The sequence below is a fragment of the Arthrobacter zhaoxinii genome, assembly GCF_025244925.1.
GTDB classification, from domain to species: domain Bacteria; phylum Actinomycetota; class Actinomycetes; order Actinomycetales; family Micrococcaceae; genus Arthrobacter_B; species Arthrobacter_B zhaoxinii.
On record NZ_CP104275.1, the window covers coordinates 2,300,798 to 2,318,402 of the forward strand.

Annotated in this window: 12 protein-coding genes and 2 tRNA genes; 10 read left to right on the top strand and 4 right to left on the bottom strand. The window is 65.0% G+C overall.

Going from position 1 to position 17,605, the window contains the following annotated elements:
- Positions 1–143: 143 nt before the first annotated feature.
- Both N2K95_RS10780 and N2K95_RS10785 read left to right on the top strand, forming a co-directional pair.
- A tRNA-Lys gene (locus N2K95_RS10780) sits at positions 144–216 on the top strand.
- A 502-nt stretch (positions 217–718) separates the two neighbouring features.
- Complete coding sequence (locus tag N2K95_RS10785) at positions 719–1,642, top strand: capsular polysaccharide synthesis protein (RefSeq protein WP_260651556.1); 924 nt, start codon at positions 719–721, stop codon at positions 1,640–1,642.
- 269 nt (positions 1,643–1,911) lie between these two features.
- Here N2K95_RS10785 and N2K95_RS10790 read toward each other — a convergent pair whose 3' ends face one another.
- On the bottom strand, positions 1,912–3,105 hold the full coding sequence (locus N2K95_RS10790) for an RtcB family protein (RefSeq protein WP_260651557.1): 1,194 nt from the start codon (positions 3,103–3,105) through the stop codon (positions 1,912–1,914).
- Positions 3,106–3,193: 88 nt separating this feature from the next.
- On the bottom strand, positions 3,194–3,712 hold the full coding sequence (locus N2K95_RS10795) for a MarR family winged helix-turn-helix transcriptional regulator (protein WP_260651558.1): 519 nt from the start codon (positions 3,710–3,712) through the stop codon (positions 3,194–3,196).
- A gap of 151 nt (positions 3,713–3,863) precedes the next feature.
- Between N2K95_RS10795 and bcp the strand changes: the two genes are divergently transcribed.
- The 5 genes from bcp (at position 3,864) to N2K95_RS10820 (ending at position 8,453) form a co-directional block, all read left to right on the top strand.
- Positions 3,864–4,331, top strand: coding sequence for a thioredoxin-dependent thiol peroxidase (bcp, locus tag N2K95_RS10800; RefSeq protein WP_260651559.1), 468 nt, complete (start codon positions 3,864–3,866; stop codon positions 4,329–4,331).
- Between the two features lie 58 nt (positions 4,332–4,389).
- Positions 4,390–4,471, top strand: a tRNA-Leu gene (locus N2K95_RS10805).
- A 241-nt stretch (positions 4,472–4,712) separates the two neighbouring features.
- Positions 4,713–6,407: an ABC transporter substrate-binding protein gene (locus N2K95_RS10810; protein ID WP_260651560.1), complete on the top strand. Its 1,695-nt coding sequence runs from the start codon at positions 4,713–4,715 to the stop codon at positions 6,405–6,407.
- 100 nt (positions 6,408–6,507) lie between these two features.
- A complete protein-coding gene (locus tag N2K95_RS10815; RefSeq protein WP_255789866.1) occupies positions 6,508–7,512 on the top strand; it encodes an ABC transporter permease in 1,005 nt (334 codons plus the stop codon).
- Positions 7,509–8,453 carry an ABC transporter permease gene (locus tag N2K95_RS10820; protein WP_407079896.1) on the top strand — a complete coding sequence of 315 codons (945 nt, stop codon included), beginning with the start codon at positions 7,509–7,511 and terminating at the stop codon, positions 8,451–8,453. The genes N2K95_RS10815 and N2K95_RS10820 overlap by 4 nt, the downstream gene beginning before the upstream one ends.
- A gap of 112 nt (positions 8,454–8,565) precedes the next feature.
- Here N2K95_RS10820 and N2K95_RS10825 read toward each other — a convergent pair whose 3' ends face one another.
- Entirely contained in the window at positions 8,566–9,120 is a 555-nt protein-coding gene (locus tag N2K95_RS10825) for a tetratricopeptide repeat protein (protein WP_260651561.1), read from the bottom strand.
- Positions 9,120–10,829 carry an ABC transporter ATP-binding protein gene (locus tag N2K95_RS10830; protein ID WP_260651562.1) on the bottom strand — a complete coding sequence of 570 codons (1,710 nt, stop codon included), beginning with the start codon at positions 10,827–10,829 and terminating at the stop codon, positions 9,120–9,122. The genes N2K95_RS10825 and N2K95_RS10830 overlap by 1 nt, the downstream gene beginning before the upstream one ends.
- A 125-nt stretch (positions 10,830–10,954) precedes the next feature.
- On the opposite strand from N2K95_RS10830, the gene N2K95_RS10835 reads away from it, so the two are divergent.
- The 3 genes from N2K95_RS10835 to N2K95_RS10845 all read left to right on the top strand — a co-directional run bounded on the left by N2K95_RS10835 (position 10,955) and on the right by N2K95_RS10845 (position 17,548).
- Positions 10,955–12,685 carry an ABC transporter substrate-binding protein gene (locus N2K95_RS10835; RefSeq protein ID WP_260651563.1) on the top strand — a complete coding sequence of 577 codons (1,731 nt, stop codon included), beginning with the start codon at positions 10,955–10,957 and terminating at the stop codon, positions 12,683–12,685.
- A gap of 131 nt (positions 12,686–12,816) precedes the next feature.
- Positions 12,817–14,307 (top strand): malate:quinone oxidoreductase, encoded by a 1,491-nt coding sequence (locus N2K95_RS10840; RefSeq protein ID WP_260651564.1) that lies wholly within the window; start codon positions 12,817–12,819, stop codon positions 14,305–14,307.
- Between the two features lie 118 nt (positions 14,308–14,425).
- Positions 14,426–17,548: an efflux RND transporter permease subunit gene (locus N2K95_RS10845; protein WP_260651565.1), complete on the top strand. Its 3,123-nt coding sequence runs from the start codon at positions 14,426–14,428 to the stop codon at positions 17,546–17,548.
- Positions 17,549–17,605: the final 57 nt, after the last annotated feature.

Sequence of the window (17,605 nt, forward strand, 5' to 3'; positions counted from 1 at the left end):
GGGGCCGGACCCTCCGGATGGTTCCTGATTCGCTCCCAGTACGGCCCGGATTTCGTACTCCCTGCCGTGACGTGGTAATGTTTCATGTCGTTGCGGAGAACGAACCGCGCCTCACGGCGTAGGTCTTCCTTCCAGCAAAGTGCGCACCTCTAGCTCAATTGGCAGAGCAATTGACTCTTAATCAATGGGTTCCGGGTTCAAGTCCCGGGGGGTGCACAAACCAAAACCCCGTTCGACTCGGCATTATGCCGGGTCGGGCGGGGTTTTCTTTTTTTACATCACAACTACGCGTTCGCTGAGCGGCTAACGTCATCCGAGTCTCTACCCTTAGGGTGGGCGGACGATCGGGGCAAGCCAATAGATATGCGAGTATTCGGACGGATGCTTGCACGCTCTTTTCCTTCGCCGTTGGTAACTTGATTCGGTGAGTGGGCAGCTTCCCGAATCCCTGCGGACAGGTAAATTGCACCCTGAGCGTTCATACCCCCCCCCCCCCCCCGGCTTCGCACGCGCCGAGCCGGACCCGCTATACGCAAGGGATAATTAGCGGGAATACCCGCTATGAATACAGGGACACCAGAGCGAACCTGGCGACCACCGAGAATTAAATCAAGATTGTTCGCCCGTATAGTGTGAAGCGATAATCCAGGACAGCAAAGGGTGCCCATTGGTAGACATAAAAACAACGGAGTCGAGGCGACTGCTCCGCGAAGGCAAATTGGCTGAGCGTGCCGGCAATATGGGTGAAGCGAGGAACCTCTACCGCCAAGGTCTCATACTCGACCCCAGAGCGTCTCAGGCGGACTGGGATCTATTAGAGGAGAACCCCCGCCAGTTCCGGGAGCGCAGGGCGCTCCACGCCCTGCTGGCGATCCGCATTGAAGATATGCACCGCTCGGCTTACGCCGAAGCCAAACGAGCACCTCGGGTCACCGAGAACCCGCTTGTTTTCATGTATTGGGGGCAGGGCTTCGACTCCGCCCCCGAAATAGTGCGGGCCTGCTATGAGCAGGCGAAGCGTCTGCATTCGCCCGACAGCATCGTCTTTTTGGACGACAACAACCTGCATGAGTGGGTGACCCTACCGCAACGCATAATAGATGTGGCAAGCGTAAGCCGGGCGGCGTTCTCAGACGTCCTGCGTTTCGAACTACTAGCCAAACACGGCGGTGTCTGGCTCGATGCGACGTGTATGGTCATGCGGCCTATGCAGGACATTTTCCAGCATCTGGTGACTCCGTCTGGGTTCTTCGCGTTCGACAAGGAAAAGCCGGGTCTAATCTCCAGCTGGTTCCTTGCGAGTAATCCGGGTAGCTACATCACCTGCATGACGAGGGATGCGCTACGGCTGTACTTCGGCGTGTATGACAAGCCGATCACGTACTTCTTCCTGCATCAGATGTTCGTGTTTATGTACAGATTGGACGACAGGTTCGAGAAACTCTGGGACAAGCGGTCAACCCCTCGCGCCGATCCACGTGCTGTGCACCGGGCATTGCTCAGGGATGTTGGAGACGTCAATTTAAACGAGTTGCTTGCTGGCAGCTTCGTCCACAAGTTGACGCACAAGAACAAGCCCGAGCTGGTTAGTGAAACCTCGGTCCAGCAGGCACTTGTCCGCGGCGCCGTCCGTTTCGCTTAGAACTGCCGGATGAGCGCTCTCACCCTTCTGGGCGGGGTCCATCCCCGTTAGATCGCAGGCGGGCAGTATCAAACCTTGAGATCCCGGTCCCAAGCAGTCACGAACGATCCATGCAGGCACAAACCATATGTGCAGGTGACGCGGGCCCGGAACGGTGCATGATCTGACTGAACTCGTCTGCCAGACGCACCGGGGCGGTGACACCTGGCTTTCCTCGAGGTCCAGCAGCCTCGGGAGCGGGAGCGCTCCGGGAACGGCTGATGAATCCCCTAGTTCCCCTTCACATTCACAAGCTGCCGCAGCACGTGCTTCACCGTGACCAGATCCTTCGCATCCGCCATGACGGCGTCGATGTCCTTGTACGCCGCCGGGATCTCGTCAATGAAGGCCGGGGTGTCGCGGAACTCAATCCCCTTCATTGCCTTCCGCAGCTGCTCCTGGCTGAAGGTCTTGCGAGCCCTGGTCCTGGAATACTCCCGACCGGCCCCGTGCGGTGCGGAGTTCAGCGACGGCGCGTACCCCTTGCCTTCCACCACGTACGAAGCCGTGCCCATGGATCCCGGAATCAGTCCGGGCCGTCCCGGCGAGGCGTCGATGGCGCCCTTGCGGGAAAGCCAGACGTCCCTGCCGTAGTGGTGCTCCACCTCGGTGTAGTTGTGGTGGCAGTTGATCCGCTCCCGCTCCTGCACGGGCTCCCCCGTCCACGCGCTGAAGCAGGCCACCACCCGGTCCATCATCTCCTCGCGGTTCAGCAGCGCGAACTTCTGCGCCCACATGAGTTCGGCAATGTACCGGTCAAACTCCGCGGTCCCTTCCTCCAGATAGGCCAGGTCCCGGTCGGGCAGGTCGATGGACCGCTTCCCGCAGTAGTTCTGCGCGGCCCAGATGTGCTGCTGGGCGATCTTGTTTCCGACGCCGCGTGAGCCTGAATGCAGGAACAGCCAGACGGCGTCCTCCTCGTCCAGGGACACTTCGATGAAATGGTTGCCCGAGCCCAGCGTGCCCAGCTGGAGCCGCCAGCCCTTCAGGTAGGCCGCGGGATCAAAGCCGGCGGCAGCGGCGTCGTCGGCCAGCTCCTCGACGCGGAGGCGGGCCGAGTCGGTGAGGCTGCGGTTGTTGTTGCCGGCCGAAAGCGGAATGGCGTGTTCAATCGCTTCGCGGAGCACCCGGCGGTTTTTCCCGGCAATATCCGCGGCGGAATGCTGGGTGCGGACGGCAATCATGCCGCAGCCAATATCGACGCCGACCGCCGCGGGGATAATCGCTCCCAGAGTGGGAATGACGGAGCCCACCGCCGCACCCTTCCCCAGATGGGCATCCGGCATCGAAGCGAGGTGCGGATAAATGAAGGGCATCCGGGAGGTCTTGGTGTTCTGTTCCAGAGTTACTTCGTCAATCACACTGGCGAAATTAATGTACTTTTCGTTGACCTTCTGCTCCACGGCCACCCTTTCTAAGTTCACTTGCCATCGAAGTTAGCGGGCTTAACACAGAAAGAGGCACATCCCGTGGATGTGCCTCTTTCTTACGTTCCTGCGTGCACCGCAGCAGTCAGCGGCTCTCCGATGCGGTTTCCGTTGCTTCCGCCGGCTCCGGCAGGATCATGCTTTCGGGCGGAATCGGAAGGCCCGGCACGTCGACGGCGACCTGCCAGCGCGGGCTGCCCAGCTCGCTGATGACCTTCCGCAGCTGGCTTCGCAGCGCCTCGGACAGCAGCTCACCGCCGTCAAGCAGTGTCCGCTCGATGTTCTGCGCTTCGTGCAGGGCCTCGGTGCCCTGGGCTGTGATGGTCACCATGTGGCTGCGCTTGTCCAGGTCATTACGCACCCGGCTGACGTGCCCGTGGGTTTCGAGGCGGGCCAGGGTTTTGCCCATGGTCTGCGCCTGAACGCGCACAAGCTGGGCCAGGCGGGCCTGCGTCATGGGTCCCTGCGTTTCAAGGACACCCAACGCGATGACGCCTGCGTGGGTCAGTCCAATACTGACCAACCGCTCGTTCCAGGCGTGCTCTACAAGGCGGGCGGCTGTCGACAACAGGCGACCGGTGGGCCAGCGCTCCATATCCGGCATAAAATAAAACTCTTCCTCTAGGCTTCGGATCCCGCGCAAACAGTAAGTTTGCTGATTGCGTGCCGATCCACAGTCTAGGATAGCCACCGCGCGTGGGAATGTCGCGTTTTGACGCACCCGGCCGCGAAATCGAGACCAAGGAGAGACCTTCATGCCCCGCCTTAGCCCAGACGAAACCGCACCGGAATTCGTCCTTCCCGCCGCAGACGGAACCACCGTGTCATTGGCGGATCTGCGCGGCAGCAGCACCATCGTCTACTTCTACCCGGCTGCGGCAACCCCGGGCTGCACCAAGGAGGCCTGCGACTTCCGTGACAACCTGAACAGCCTCAAAGGCGCCGGCTACACCGTCCTGGGCATCTCCCCCGACCCGGTGGAAAAGCTGGAAAAGTTCGCGGCCTCCGAAAACCTGAACTTCCCGCTGCTCTCCGACGCGGACCACGCGGTGGCCGAGGCCTATGGCGCGTGGGGCGAGAAGAAGAACTACGGCCGCACCTATGAAGGACTGATCCGATCCACCGTGGTGGTGGACCCCGAGGGCAAGGTCTCCGTCGCCCAGTACAACGTCAAAGCCACCGGGCACGTGGCCAAGCTCCGTCGTGATCTGGGGCTTGACTAACCTCGGGTAGACTAAAACCGGTTTCCCGCAGCCGGCCGAAAAGCCGGCAGGGAAAACGGCGCGAGTGGCGGAATTGGTAGACGCGCTGGATTTAGGTTCCAGTGTCTTCGGACGTGTGGGTTCAAGTCCCTCCTCGCGCACTGAATAGTAAAAGCCCCGGTCTTCGGACCGGGGCTTTTTTCGTGCCCGGATAAATCACCTCCCGCCCGGGGACGTGACCAAATCGTGACCACGCCGACGGTGATCAATGTCACGTAACAGAAACACTTCCCCATTAGGCTCTGTCCATACGTTTGTGTCCAAAGGACGCATCCGGGCCGGCTTTCCGGCCGCAGGCACCACTCGCTTAGCGTTTATCCGCCCTTGAGGAGTACCCAAAACATGTTCCCAGCAGACAGCGTCCGGAAAGGCCGGTCCGCGAAAAACCGCGCGTCCGCCCTTACCGCCGGCCTTGCCCTGAGCGCACTCGTGCTCTCCGGCTGCGCCCAAAGCAACCGCGAGGAAGGGGCCGACAGCGGCTCCGAGGGCGTGGACGGCACCTTTGTGTTTGCCGCCTCGTCCGACCCGAAGTCCCTTGACCCGGCCTTCGCCTCCGACGGCGAAACCTTCCGCGTCAGCCGCCAGATGTTCGAGGGTCTTGTCGGCACCGAGCCCGGCACCGCGGACCCGGCACCCCTGCTGGCGAAGTCATGGGAGTCTTCCGAAGACGGCATGACCTACACCTTCGAACTCGAAGAAGGCGTCAAGTTCCATGACGGCACCGATTTCAACGCCGAAGCCGTCTGCGCCAACTTCGACCGCTGGTACAACTTCAGCGGCATCCAGCAGGCCGAAAGCCAGGCCTACTACTACGGCATGCTCTTCAAGGGATTCTCCGACAACCCCGAAGCCGCCACCTACAAGTCCTGCGAAGCCTCCTCGGATTCCCAGGCCGTGGTCACCCTGAACAAGCCGTTCGCCGGCTTCGTTGCAGCCCTCTCGCTGCCTGCCTTCAGCATGCAGAGCCCGGCGGCCCTGGAGGAATTCGGCGCCAACGAGTCCTCCGGCACGGCCGAAGCCCCGGAGCTGACCGAATACGCCAAGGGCCACCCGACCGGCACCGGTCCCTACAAGTTCGACGGCTGGGATGTGGGCAACCAGATCACCCTCTCGGCGAACGAGGACTACTGGGGCGGCGGCGAACCCCAGGTCACCGACATCATCTTCCGCGTGATCGACGATCCGCAGGCCCGCCGCCAGTCCCTGGAATCCGGCGACATTGACGGCTACGACCTCGTGGCCCCGGCCGACACCCAGTCCCTGGCCGACGCCGGGTTCAAGGTGGTCCCCCGCGATCCCTTCACCATCCTCTACCTGGGCATGAACCAGCAGGTGAAGGAGCTGGCTGATCCCAAGGTCCGCCAGGCCATCGCCCATGCCATCGACAAGGAAGCCCTGGTCAGCCAGACCCTGCCCGAGGGCACCAAGGTGGCCACCCAGTTCATTCCCGACGTCGTCAACGGCTACAACGAAGACGTCACCACGTATGAGTACGACCCCGAGAAGGCCAAGGCTCTGCTGGCAGAGGCCGGCTACCCGGACGGCTTCAGCGTGGACTTCAACTACCCCACCGGCGTCTCCCGTCCGTACATGCCCACCCCCGAGCAGGTCTTCACCAACCTGAGCGCCCAGCTGGGCGAGGTAGGCATCACGGTCAACGAGCAGCCGAACAAGTGGTCCCCGGATTATCTGGACCGGGTCCAGGCAGGGTCGGACCACGGCCTGCACCTGCTGGGCTGGACGGGTGACTACAACGACACGGACAACTTCGTAGGCGTGTTCTTCGGTCAGGAAAAGCCGGAGTTCGGCTTCAACAACCCGGAGATCTTCGCCGCCCTCGAAGAGGCCCGCCAGGTTTCCACCCTCGAAGAGCAGACCCCGCTCTACGAGCAGATCAATGAGGACATCGCCAAGTTCGTGCCGGCCGTTCCGCTGGCCCACCCGGCACCGTCGCTCGCGTTCTCCGAACGGGTGGAGTCCTACCCGGCCAGCCCGGTGAGCGACGAAGTCTTCAGCGACATCAAGCTCACCAAGTAACACCCCGCTGAGGCCGGGGACCCCGCGGGGTTCCCGGCCTCCTACGCGCCTCGTCTTTTCCTCCCCAGATCCTCCAGCCTCCCGCTGGGAAAGGACACTCGTGCTACGAGTCATCGGCAAACGCCTTCTTATGCTGATCCCCACCCTGATCGGCCTCTCGATCCTGCTGTTCCTGTGGGTCCGCAACCTGCCCGGCGGCCCGGCAACCGCGTTGCTCGGCGACAAGGCGTCCCCGGAAGCCATCGCCAACATCAACAAGGCCTACGGATTCGACCGCCCCCTGATCGAGCAGTACTTCACCTACGTCGGCAAACTCCTCCAGGGAGACTTCGGCACCTCCATCGTCACCGGACGCCCCGTGCTCGAGGAGTTCGCCACCCGCTTCCCCGCCACGGTGGAGCTGGCCGTTGTCGCCCTCATTTTCGCGATCGGCATCGGTATTCCGCTGGGTTATCTCGCAGCCAGCCACTACGGACGCTTCTGGGACCACTCCTCCGTGGTGCTGTCCCTGATCGGCATCACCGTCCCCGTGTTCTTCCTGGCCTTCATCCTCAAGTGGGTACTGGCCATCCAGCTGGGCTGGTTCCCCACCGACGGGCGCCAGGATCCACGCATCAACGCCACACACGTCACCGACTTCTACGTCCTGGACGGGCTCCTCACCCGGGAATGGGACGCGTCCTGGGACGCCATCCTGCACCTGGTGCTTCCCGCCATCGCGCTGGGCACCATTCCGCTGGCAATCATCGTGCGCATCACCCGGGCCTCGGTCCTGGAGGTCCAGGGCGCTGACTACGTCCGCACCGCCCGGGCCAAGGGTCTGATGGAAAAGACCATCCGCGGCCGGTTTGTGCTGCGCAACGCCATGCTGCCGGTGACCACCACTATCGGCCTGCAGACGGGCCTGCTGATTTCCGGTGCAGTGCTGACGGAGACGGTCTTCGCCTTCAGCGGCATCGGGAGGTTCCTGAGGGACGCGATTTTCGCCCTCGACTATCCCGTCCTGCAGGGATTCATTGTCTTCATCGCCGTGGCCTACTCACTGATCAACCTGATCGTTGATGTGTCCTACGGCTTCATCGATCCAAGGGTGCGTGTCCAGTGAGTACTACTCTGCCTCCCGCAGCGGGCGGGTCCGTCCTCCCCGAAGGGGCTCCCACAGCGAAGCCGGCCACCGGCAGCGGCATGTGGAAAGACGCCTTCCGCCGGCTGCGCCGCAACCCGGCGGCCATTGCCGGCGCCGTCATTGTGGGTCTGTTCATCCTGGTCTCCATCCTCGCCCCGCTGCTTGCCCCGTACGGCGGCAACGACCTGCCCGGCCGCACCAACATCACCCCGACCAGCATTCCCGGTCCGGGCGACATTGACGGCTATCCCCTGGGCCTGGACCGGTTCGGCGGCGACGTCCTTTCCAAACTTCTCTGGGGTGCACGGGCGTCCCTGATCATCGGTGTTGTCTCCACCGCTCTCGGCCTGGCCGGCGGCGTGCTGCTCGGCGTCATTGCCGGCGGCCTGGGCGGCTGGGTGGACAGCGTGATCATGCGCTTCGTCGACATCCTGCTCTCGGTTCCGAACCTGCTGCTGGCCGTGAGCATCGCGGCCCTGCTGGGACAGAATGCCGCCGCCGTCATGATCGCCATCGGTGTCTCACAGGTGCCCATCTTTGCCCGGCTCCTGCGCTCGTCGATGATTTCCCAGCGCAGCGCGGACTACATCCTGTCCGCCCAGACGCTGGGGCTGAGCCGGCGCACCATCACCATGAGCCACCTGCTGCCCAACAGCATGGGCCCGGTGATTGTCCAGGCGACCCTGACCCTGGCGACGGCGGTCATTGACGCCGCTGCGCTGTCCTTCCTGGGGCTCGGCGGCGGCCTGCCGCAGACCGCCGAGTGGGGCCGGATGCTGACCTACGCCCAGGCCGAACTGGGTGTGGCTCCGCAGCTAGCCTTCCTGCCGGGTATCTGCATTGCGGTGACCGCGCTTGGCTTCACCCTGCTGGGCGAGTCCCTGCGCGAGGCGCTGGATCCCAAGACCCGGCGGAAGTAACCGGGAGCGGCATGCCGCTGCAAACAGCAGAAGGGCCTTCCCTGGAATTCCAGGGAAGGCCCTTCTGTGTTGGTGCACCGGGCGTTTCCGGCCCGGCAGCAATCCTGTGCGTTCAGGCGCGACCGGTACCGCCGTCGTCGCCGTCCCCGTCGAGTGACGCCAGGTAATCCGCGTTGCCGTGCAGTGCCGGCAGATACCGCTCCAGGTCCTCCGAGGAGACATTCTCCGCGAGCAGGACCAGCAGACCGGCGAGCGCCGTGTTCGCCTTGCCCGCGGCATGCAGGCTCAGTGCCTCGAAGACGCCCAGCGACACCGACCCGGGGAAGGCACGCCGGGCGCCGGCAAACACCGCCAGGGACTCCTCGGTGCGCCCGAGCAGCCGGAGAGTGCTGCCGTACTGGAGGTAGCAGCGCCGCAGCACGTCCCCCTCCAGTCCCAGCGCCAGCGCCTGTTCGTAGAATCCGGCAGCCGTTTCCTCTTCGCCGGCGGTGTCATAGGCGCCGCCGACTTCATAGAGCACCCGGGGGTTGCCCGGGTGCCGGTGATGGACCTCGAGCAGCGCAGCAATGGTCGGCGCCATGTCCTCCCGGTTCCGGACGGACAACAGCTCCCGCAGTTCGGCTTCCAGTTCCGCTTCGGCGCCCGCCTGCACTGAGCCGCCCGTCATTAGGAGGCCAGCTCGCTGTCGATATTGAGCTCGTTGCCCGGGATGGATGCCAGGAGCTTCCGCGTGTAGGGGTGGCGCGGGTTGGAGAAGACTTCCTCCGAGGTAGCGGCCTCCACCAGTTCGCCGTCCTTCATAACGCACACGTAGTCGGAAATCAGCCGGACCACCGCCAGGTCATGGGAGATAAAGAGGTAGCTGAGACCGAACTCGCGCTGCAGGTCCCCGAGCAGCTGGAGGATCTGCGCCTGTACCAGGACGTCCAGGGCCGAGACCGGCTCGTCGCAGACAATCAGCTCCGGCTTCAGCGCCAGGGCACGGGCGATGGCCACACGCTGCCGCTGCCCGCCCGAGAGCTCCGCGGGGTAGCGGTGCAGCATCTCCGTCGGCAGCGCCACCTGCTCCATCAGTTCCAGCACCCGACGGCGGCGCTCTGCCTTGTCGCCGCGGCGGTAGGTCTTGAGCGGCTCCTCCAGGATCCGTTCGATGGTGTACATCGGGTCCAGCGAGGAATACGGGTCCTGGAAGATCGGCTGCACCCGCTGCCGGAACTCGCGCAGCTGGACCTTGTCCAGGGTGGCGACGTCCATGCCGTCAAAGGTCATGGTTCCGCTGGTGGGTTCAATCAGTTTCAGCAGCATCCGCGCGGTGGTGGTCTTGCCGGAACCGGACTCCCCCACAATCGCCACGGTGCGGCCGCGCGGAATGTCCAGGGTGACATTCTTCGCGGCATAGAAATCATCGGAACGGCCGCGGATCTTGAAGACCTTGGTGAGGTCGCGGAACTCCACGATGTTATCCGGCTCCGCCGCGGCGGGCTCGGCAGCCAGGGTCTCCGACGGCCCGGCGGTCGCTCCGCCCTTCGGCGCGGCATGGCCGGCAAAGGCACCGGGGCTGAGCCGCACGGCCGCCACGCTGGGGGCGGCACGGACCAGGGACTGGGTGTACGGGTGCTGCGGATCCTCCAGCAGCTGGCGGGCGGGACCGGTTTCCACCACCTCGCCGCGGTGCATCACCACCAGTTCGGAGGCACGCTCGGCGGCGAGCCCCAGGTCATGGGTAATCAGCAGGACGGAAGACCCGAGCTCCTCGGTCATCCGGTCAATCTGATCCAGGATGGTCCGCTGGACCGTGACGTCCAGGGCACTGGTGGGTTCGTCGGCGATCAGCAGCCGCGGGCGGCACGCCAGGCCAATGGCAATCAGGGCACGCTGGCGCATGCCGCCGGAGAACTCATGCGGGTACTGCTTGGCACGTTCGGCGGCATTGGGCAACCCCGCCGCGGTGAGGACCTCTACGACCTTCCGGTCCACATCCTTGGAGGTCGCCATGCCGTGGACCAGCAGGGTTTCGGCAACCTGGGTGCCGATCTTGGTGACCGGGTTGAGGTTGGACATGGGATCCTGCGGAACCAGTCCGATGGAACGCCCGCGGATGGCCCGCATCTTGGACTCCGGAAGGCCCACCAGTTCCTGCCCGTCGAAGCGGATGCTGCCCGAGGCGACCTTGCCGTTACCCGGCAGCAGCCCGATAACGGCCATTGCGGTAGTGGACTTTCCGGAGCCGGACTCCCCCACAATGGCCAGCGTCTTGCCGGCCGGGAGGGAAAAACCGGCGTTGCGGACGGCGGGGACTTCTCCCTCCATGGTCCGGAAATTAACGGCGAGGTTGCTCACCTCGAGCAGGGGCGAATCAGTGGTCAAATCAGTCATTTCCCCATCCTGCCCCACTCTTGCCCCTTGTGACGCGTGTCTCACGGCTGTTTACCGGTTTTTAATCATTTAGAATGAAGAATCACCGAAAAATGAGGGATGGAGCGTCCCGGAGGAGTATCACCGTGCCCAAGTCCGGCAGAGCCAAATCCGGGACCGTCAAATCCGGCAGCGCCCAGCCCGGCACCGAGACCCCCGCCCTTTCCCGCCGTTCCGTTATCCGTGCGAGCGCCGTGGCCGCGGCCTTTATGCTCGCCGGCTGCACGGCGGAAGCAGCGGATGATTCCCCGTCCCCGGCCCCTGCGGCCACCGGACCGGCCGGTCCCCGGGGCCGGTTCGTCTTTGCGGCGGCGGCACGCCCGGTAACCCTGGACCCCGCCCTGGCCACGGACACCGAGTCCTACCGCGTCACGCGCCAGGTGCTGGAAGGACTGGTGGGCGTGGACCCCCTGACCTCCGCCCCGACGCCGCTGCTGGCGAAGAGCTGGACCAAGTCCGAGGACCGCAGGACCTACACCTTTGAACTGCGCCGCGACGTCACCTTCCACGACGGCGAGCCGTTCAACGCCGAAGCCGTACGCCGGAACTTCGAGCGCTGGTACACCCTGCCGGAATCCGTGCGCAGCGATTCCCTGATGTACCGGTCGGTTTTCCGCGGGTTCTCGGACACCCCGAAGACCGCGGTCTACCGGGAATGCGTGGTTGAGGACGAATACACGGTGCGGGTGGAGCTCACTGAGCCACTGGACAGCTTCATCCCCGCCCTTGCCGCTCCGGCCTTCGCCATGTCGTCGCCGAAGGCCCTCACGGACGCCGCCGCCGATGCCCTGACCCAGGAACGCAACGGGCGGAAGGTTTCCGGCTACGGTGTCGCCCCGGTGGGCACCGGTCCGTTCCGCTTTGTCGGCTGGAACGAGGACACCGTTGAGCTGGCCGCCTACCCGGAGTACTGGGGCGAGGCCGGACAGATCGGAACCGTCGTCTTCCGGACCATCTCCAGCCCCGAAGGCCGGCTTCGTGCCCTGAAGAAGGGGGACGTGGACGGCTACGACCTGGTGACCGTCAACGACGTCGGCGACCTGGCCCGCAACGGCCTGCAGATCCAGCAACGGGACCCGTATTCCATCCTCTATCTGGGCATCAACACCAACTTCCCCGGTCTGGACAACGTCCTGATCCGCCGGGCGGTTGCCCACGCCATCGACAAGCCGGCCGTCCTGGAGGGTCTGTTCCTGAACGGCACCAAGGCCGCCAACCAGTTCCTCCCGGAAAAGCTCGGCCTGACCTCCGACAGCATTACCAGCTACGGGTACGACGTCGACAAGGCCCGCGAGCTGCTCAAGGAAGCCGGCTACGACGGCCGTGAACTGCCGTTCTACTATCCGCGCCGCGTGACCCGCAGCTACCTGCCCACACCGGAAAAGGTCTACGCCCGGCTCAGCAGCCAGCTCACCGCCGCCGGATTCAATATCCGCCCGGTCCCCGTGGACTGGTCCCAGGGCTACCTCGACAGGGTGCAGGGCAAGGAGGACCGGGCCTTCCACCTGCTCGGGCTTGCCGGAAGCTACGAGGCCGGGGACAACTTTGTGGGAACCCTGTTCGGCCGCTATACCGCCGAATTTTCCTACAATGACCCCGAGGTCTTCACTGGCATCGAAAAAGCACGGACCCTCGCCGAAGGCCAGGAACAGACGGACGCCTACCAAGCGATCTCCGATCGGATTTCAGAACGGGTGCCGGCTGTCCCCCTCGCTTTCCCCATCTCCGCCTTGGCGCTCTCCCCCCGGGTGGGCGGCTATCCCACCAGCCCCGTCCTGCACGAAGTCTTCAACCGGATCACCCTGACGGACAGCTGAGGCCGCCCGTCCCCGGTCAGCGGTTGGCAGCTCCCCCTCCCGCCGGGACGCCGGGGCAAGCGATAATTTTAGGAAGACATGTGGTCGGGGATACGCTTCTAGGGCTAGCGCCCACGCGACTGGAGAACAAGTTGACTGCTAATAGCCCGGCGGATAAGTCCGCAACGAAAACTGATGTACTGCTGATCGGCGGCGGCATCATGAGCGCGACCCTCGGGGCGTTCCTGAAGCAGCTCCAGCCAGACTGGGACATCTCCCTCTACGAGCGCCTCGACCGCGCGGGGCTGGAAAGCTCCGACCCGTGGAACAACGCGGGAACCGGCCATGCCGCACTCTGCGAGCTCAACTACAGCCCGGCCGCGGCCGACGGCTCCGTTGACCCGGCGAAGGCGGTGGGCATCAACGAGCAGTTCCAGGTTTCCCGGCAGTTCTGGTCGCATCTGGTGTCTTCCGGCCACATCTCCAACAGCTTCATCAATCCGCTGCCGCACATGAGCTTCGTCTGGGGTGACGCGCATTCGGAGTACCTGCGCCGCCGCTACGAGTCGCTGAGCGCCCAGCCCCTGTTCAAGACCATGGAGTTCTCCGAGGACCCGGCCAAGCTGGCCGAATGGGCCCCCCTGATCATGGAAGGCCGCGACCCGTCCCAGCGCGTTGCCGCCTCGCGCGTTGCCGGCGGCACCGACGTCGACTTCGGTGCGCTGACCCGCGAACTGACCAACTACCTCGGTGCCAACGGCGTGAACATGAACTTCCGCCACGAGGTCGGCAATGTGTCGCGTTCCTCCACCGGCGGCTGGGAGGTTCGGGTCAAGGACCTGGCAGCCGGCACCACCAGCACCGTTTCCGCCCGCTTCGTCTTCATCGGCGGCGGCGGCGGAGCCCTGCACCTACTCCAGGCCTCCGGCATCCCCGAGGGGAAGGGCTTCGGCGGCTTCCCCGTCTCCGGCCAGTTCCTGCGCTCCACGGACGAATCCATCATTTCGCGCCACAACGCGAAGGTGTACGGGCAGGCCTCCGTCGGTGCACCGCCCATGTCGGTCCCGCACCTGGACACCCGATTCGTCAACGGCCAGCGTTCCCTGCTGTTCGGCCCGTACGGCGGCTTCTCCCCGAAGTTCCTGAAGACCGGTTCCTACCTGGACCTGCCGCTTTCGGTCCGCCCGTCCAACCTCGTGCCGATGCTGGGTGTGGCCAAGGACAACATGAGCCTCGTCAAGTACCTCGTCACCGAGGTGATGAAGACCCGTGAAGGCAAAACGCAGGCGCTGCAGGAATTCATGCCGTCCGCGAAGACCGAAGGCTGGGACCTCATCACCGCGGGCCAGCGTGTCCAGGTCATCAAGAAGGACCCGAAGAAGGGCGGCGTGCTGCAGTTCGGCACCGAACTCATCACCGCCGCGGACGGCTCCATCGGCGCCCTGCTCGGGGCCTCCCCCGGCGCTTCCACGGCACCGCCCATCATGATCAACCTGCTCAAGCGCGCCTTCCCCCGCCAGTTCGGCGGCTGGGAACCGAAGATCAAGGAAATGATCCCGGGCTACGGCGTGAAGCTCAACGAGAACGAGCAGCTGGCGGCGGAGATCGAAGCCGACACCACCAAGGTCCTGGGACTTTCCTAGCACCTGCAGTAGCCGCGGCGCATGTTCCCCTTCCGGCGGGCCTGCGCCGCGACAGGCTTTACGACGCCGGCGCTGCGGGCGTCTTCCAACTCCAGTTCGCCCTTCCTAAGGCAGGATCATGGACCGTTTGGCCAAGCTGTCCCTCTCCAACCGGGCGCTCATTGCCCTGATCACGGTTTTCGTGGCGGTTTTCGGGGTCATTTCAATGAGCTCCCTGAAGCAGGAACTGATCCCGTCACTGGAGTTTCCGCAGATCAGCGTCATCACGGCACTGCCCGGGGCTTCCCCCGAGGTGGTGGATGCCCAGATCAGCGAACCGCTGGAAGGCGCCCTCACCGCCGTCGAAGGCCTCGAGTCCTCCTCGGCGACGTCCCGGTCCGGGATCTCCACGATCAGCCTGACCTTCGCCTACGGAACCGACCTGGACCGGGCACGCGGGCAGGTGGACCGGGCCATTTCCAACTCCCGCCAGCTGCTTCCCGACGATGCCAATCCGCAGTCGCTGGCCGGAAGCATCAGCGATTTCCCGATTGTCTACCTTGCGGTGTCCTCGGATGAACCGCTGGCCGAGCTCAACGCGGATCTGCAGCGGCTGACGGTCCCGCGCCTGCAGAAGATCGAAGGTGTCCGCACGGCCGAGGTGACGGGCGGCTCCACCCGCCACGTGGCCATCCTGCCCGACAACGCAGCTCTGGCCGCCGCAGGCGTCACCCCCACGGCCATCGTCGACGCACTGGAAAACAGCGGAGACCTGCTGCCTGCCGGCACGGTCGACGAAGACGGCCGCACCCTCTCGATCCAGGTGGGCGCGCCGCTGGACAGCCTCGAGAAGATCTCCGGCCTGCCGGTCGAATCCAGCCAGTCGACGCCGGGCAGCACTCCGGTCACCATCGGCGACGTGGCATCGGTGGACATCACGGAGGATGAATCCAGCTCCATCACCCGGACCAACGGCGAAGCCACCCTGGCCGTGTCCATCACCAAGACCCCGGCCGGGGACACGGTCGGCATTTCCCACGAAGTCATGGACCTGCTGCCCGCACTCCAGGACGAACTGGGCAACGGCGCAGTTTTCACGGTCATCTTCGACCAGGCCCCCTTCATCGAGAAATCCATTTCCGACCTCACCACGGAGGGACTGCTCGGCCTCGGCTTCGCCGTCCTGGTGATCCTGGTCTTCCTGCTCTCCCTGCGCTCCACCCTGGTCACGGCCGTGTCCATTCCGCTGTCGCTGCTGGTGACCTTCATTGGGCTGCTCGCCTTCGGATACTCCCTGAACATCCTCACCCTCGGTGCGCTGACCATCGCCATCGGCCGCGTCGTGGATGACTCCATTGTGGTGATCGAGAACATCAAGCGGCACCTCGGCTACGGCGAGGACAAACGCAGTGCCATCCTGACGGCCGTCCGCGAGGTCGCCGGCGCCGTAACGGCGTCGACCCTCACCACTGTGGCGGTGTTTGCACCCATCGCCTTTGTCGGCGGCCTGGCGGGCGAGCTGTTCCGCCCCTTCGCGGTGACCACAACGCTCGCCCTGCTGGCCTCCCTGCTGGTGTCGCTGACGATTGTCCCGGTGCTGGCCTACTGGTTCCTGAAGTCCTCCCCGCCGGTCGCCGATCCGGCGGCCTACCGTGCCGAGGCCGAGGAACGCGAGTCGCGGACCCTCCTGCAGCGCGGCTACCTGCCGATCCTGCGCACCACCCAGCGCCACCCCGTCTACACGGTGACCGCCGGGCTGATCATCCTCGTCGCGACCGCGGCAATGACCCCGCTGCTGCCCACCAACCTGCTGGGCGACACGGGACAGAACACCTTCAGCGTGCGGCAGGAGCTGCCCGCGGGCACGTCCCTCGAACGGACGTCCGAGGCCGCCGCCGAGGTGGAGGACATCCTGGGCGGCACCGAGGGCGTCAAGGACGTCCAGGTCACCATGGGCACCTCCACGTCCGGGCTCGGAGCCTTCACCGGCGGCGGCTCCTCGGTGGCCAACTTCACCGTCATCACCGAGGAAGGCGTGGACCAGGTGGCACTGCGGGACACCGTGCGGTCCGCGCTTGAGGACGTCGCCGACGACGCCGGCGAAGTCACCCTGGGCAGCACCGGCGGCGGCTTCGGCACCTCCAACACGGTGGACATTTCCCTCTCTGCCGGGGATCCGGCCGACCTGCAGCCGGCCAGTGACGCCCTGGTGGAGGCCATGTCCGATCTGCCGGGCGTTGCGGAGGCGAGCAGCAACCTGTCCTCCTCCCAGCCCGTGGTGCAGATCAGCATTGACCGCGCCAAGGCAGTTGCCGCCGGCCTGAACGAGCAGCAGATTGCCGGCCTGGTGGCTTCCACCATCAGCCCGCTGCCGGCCGGATCGGTACGGCTGGGCACCGATGACCTCCAGGTACTCATCGGCGAGGGCACCCCCATCACGTCGCTGGAGCAGCTGAACAGCATTTCCGTGCCCGCCGGCACCGGCTCGGTGCCGCTGAGCTCCCTGGCCACGGTGGAAGAGGTGGAGGTGCCGACGTCGGTCTCCTCCTCCGGTGGCGAGCGCACCGCCGTCGTCTCCGTCTCCCCGGACGGGGACAACCTGGGCGCGACCATCACCGAAGTCCAGAACCGGCTGGCCGACGTGGACCTGCCCGCCAGCGTGACCGCCGAACTCAGCGGCGCCGCCACCCAGCAGAACGAGTCCTTCACCCAGCTGGGCCTGGCCCTGCTGGCGGCGATTGCCATTGTCTACGTGATCATGGTCGCCACCTTCAAGTCGCTGCTGCAGCCGCTGATCCTGCTGGTCTCCATTCCGTTCGCGGCCACCGGCGCCATCCTGCTGCTGCTGCTCACCGGCGTTCCGCTGGGCCTGCCGTCCCTGGTCGGCATGCTGATGCTGGTGGGCATTGTGGTGACCAACGCGATTGTCCTGATGGACCTGATCAACCAGTACCGGCAGCCGCGGGGCAGCGAACCGGGCATGAATGTGGAGGACGCCATTTTCCGCGGCGCCCGCCAGCGCCTGCGCCCCATCCTCATGACCGCGCTGGCCACCGTCTTCGCCCTCACCCCGATGGCGCTGGGCGTGACCGGGGAGGGCGGCTTCATCTCCCGCCCGCTGGCCATTGTGGTGATCGGCGGGCTGATCTCCTCCACCGCCCTGACGCTGATCCTGGTACCGGTGCTTTACCGCCTGGTGGAGGGGGCCCGCGAGAAGCGGCAGCAGCGGAAGGAAACCGCCGGGGCGGCTGCCGGGGCCTAGCAGGCCGGGCAGCCGCCGGGAATGAAAGAATGCCGGCGGCCGTTGAGGGGAAGTGCA

Bases quoted from the DNA above. Each gene is read 5' to 3' on its own strand.
- N2K95_RS10825 (WP_260651561.1), bottom strand. From the start codon at position 9,120: ATGACGGGCGGCTCAGTGCAGGCGGGCGCCGAAGCGGAACTGGAAGCC.
- N2K95_RS10830 (WP_260651562.1), bottom strand. From the start codon at position 10,829: ATGACTGATTTGACCACTGATTCGCCCCTGCTCGAGGTGAGCAACCTC.
- N2K95_RS10810 (WP_260651560.1), top strand. From the start codon at position 4,713: ATGTTCCCAGCAGACAGCGTCCGGAAAGGCCGGTCCGCGAAAAACCGC.
- N2K95_RS10795 (WP_260651558.1), bottom strand. From the start codon at position 3,712: ATGCCGGATATGGAGCGCTGGCCCACCGGTCGCCTGTTGTCGACAGCC.
- bcp (WP_260651559.1), top strand. From the start codon at position 3,864: ATGCCCCGCCTTAGCCCAGACGAAACCGCACCGGAATTCGTCCTTCCC.
- N2K95_RS10845 (WP_260651565.1), top strand. From the start codon at position 14,426: ATGGACCGTTTGGCCAAGCTGTCCCTCTCCAACCGGGCGCTCATTGCC.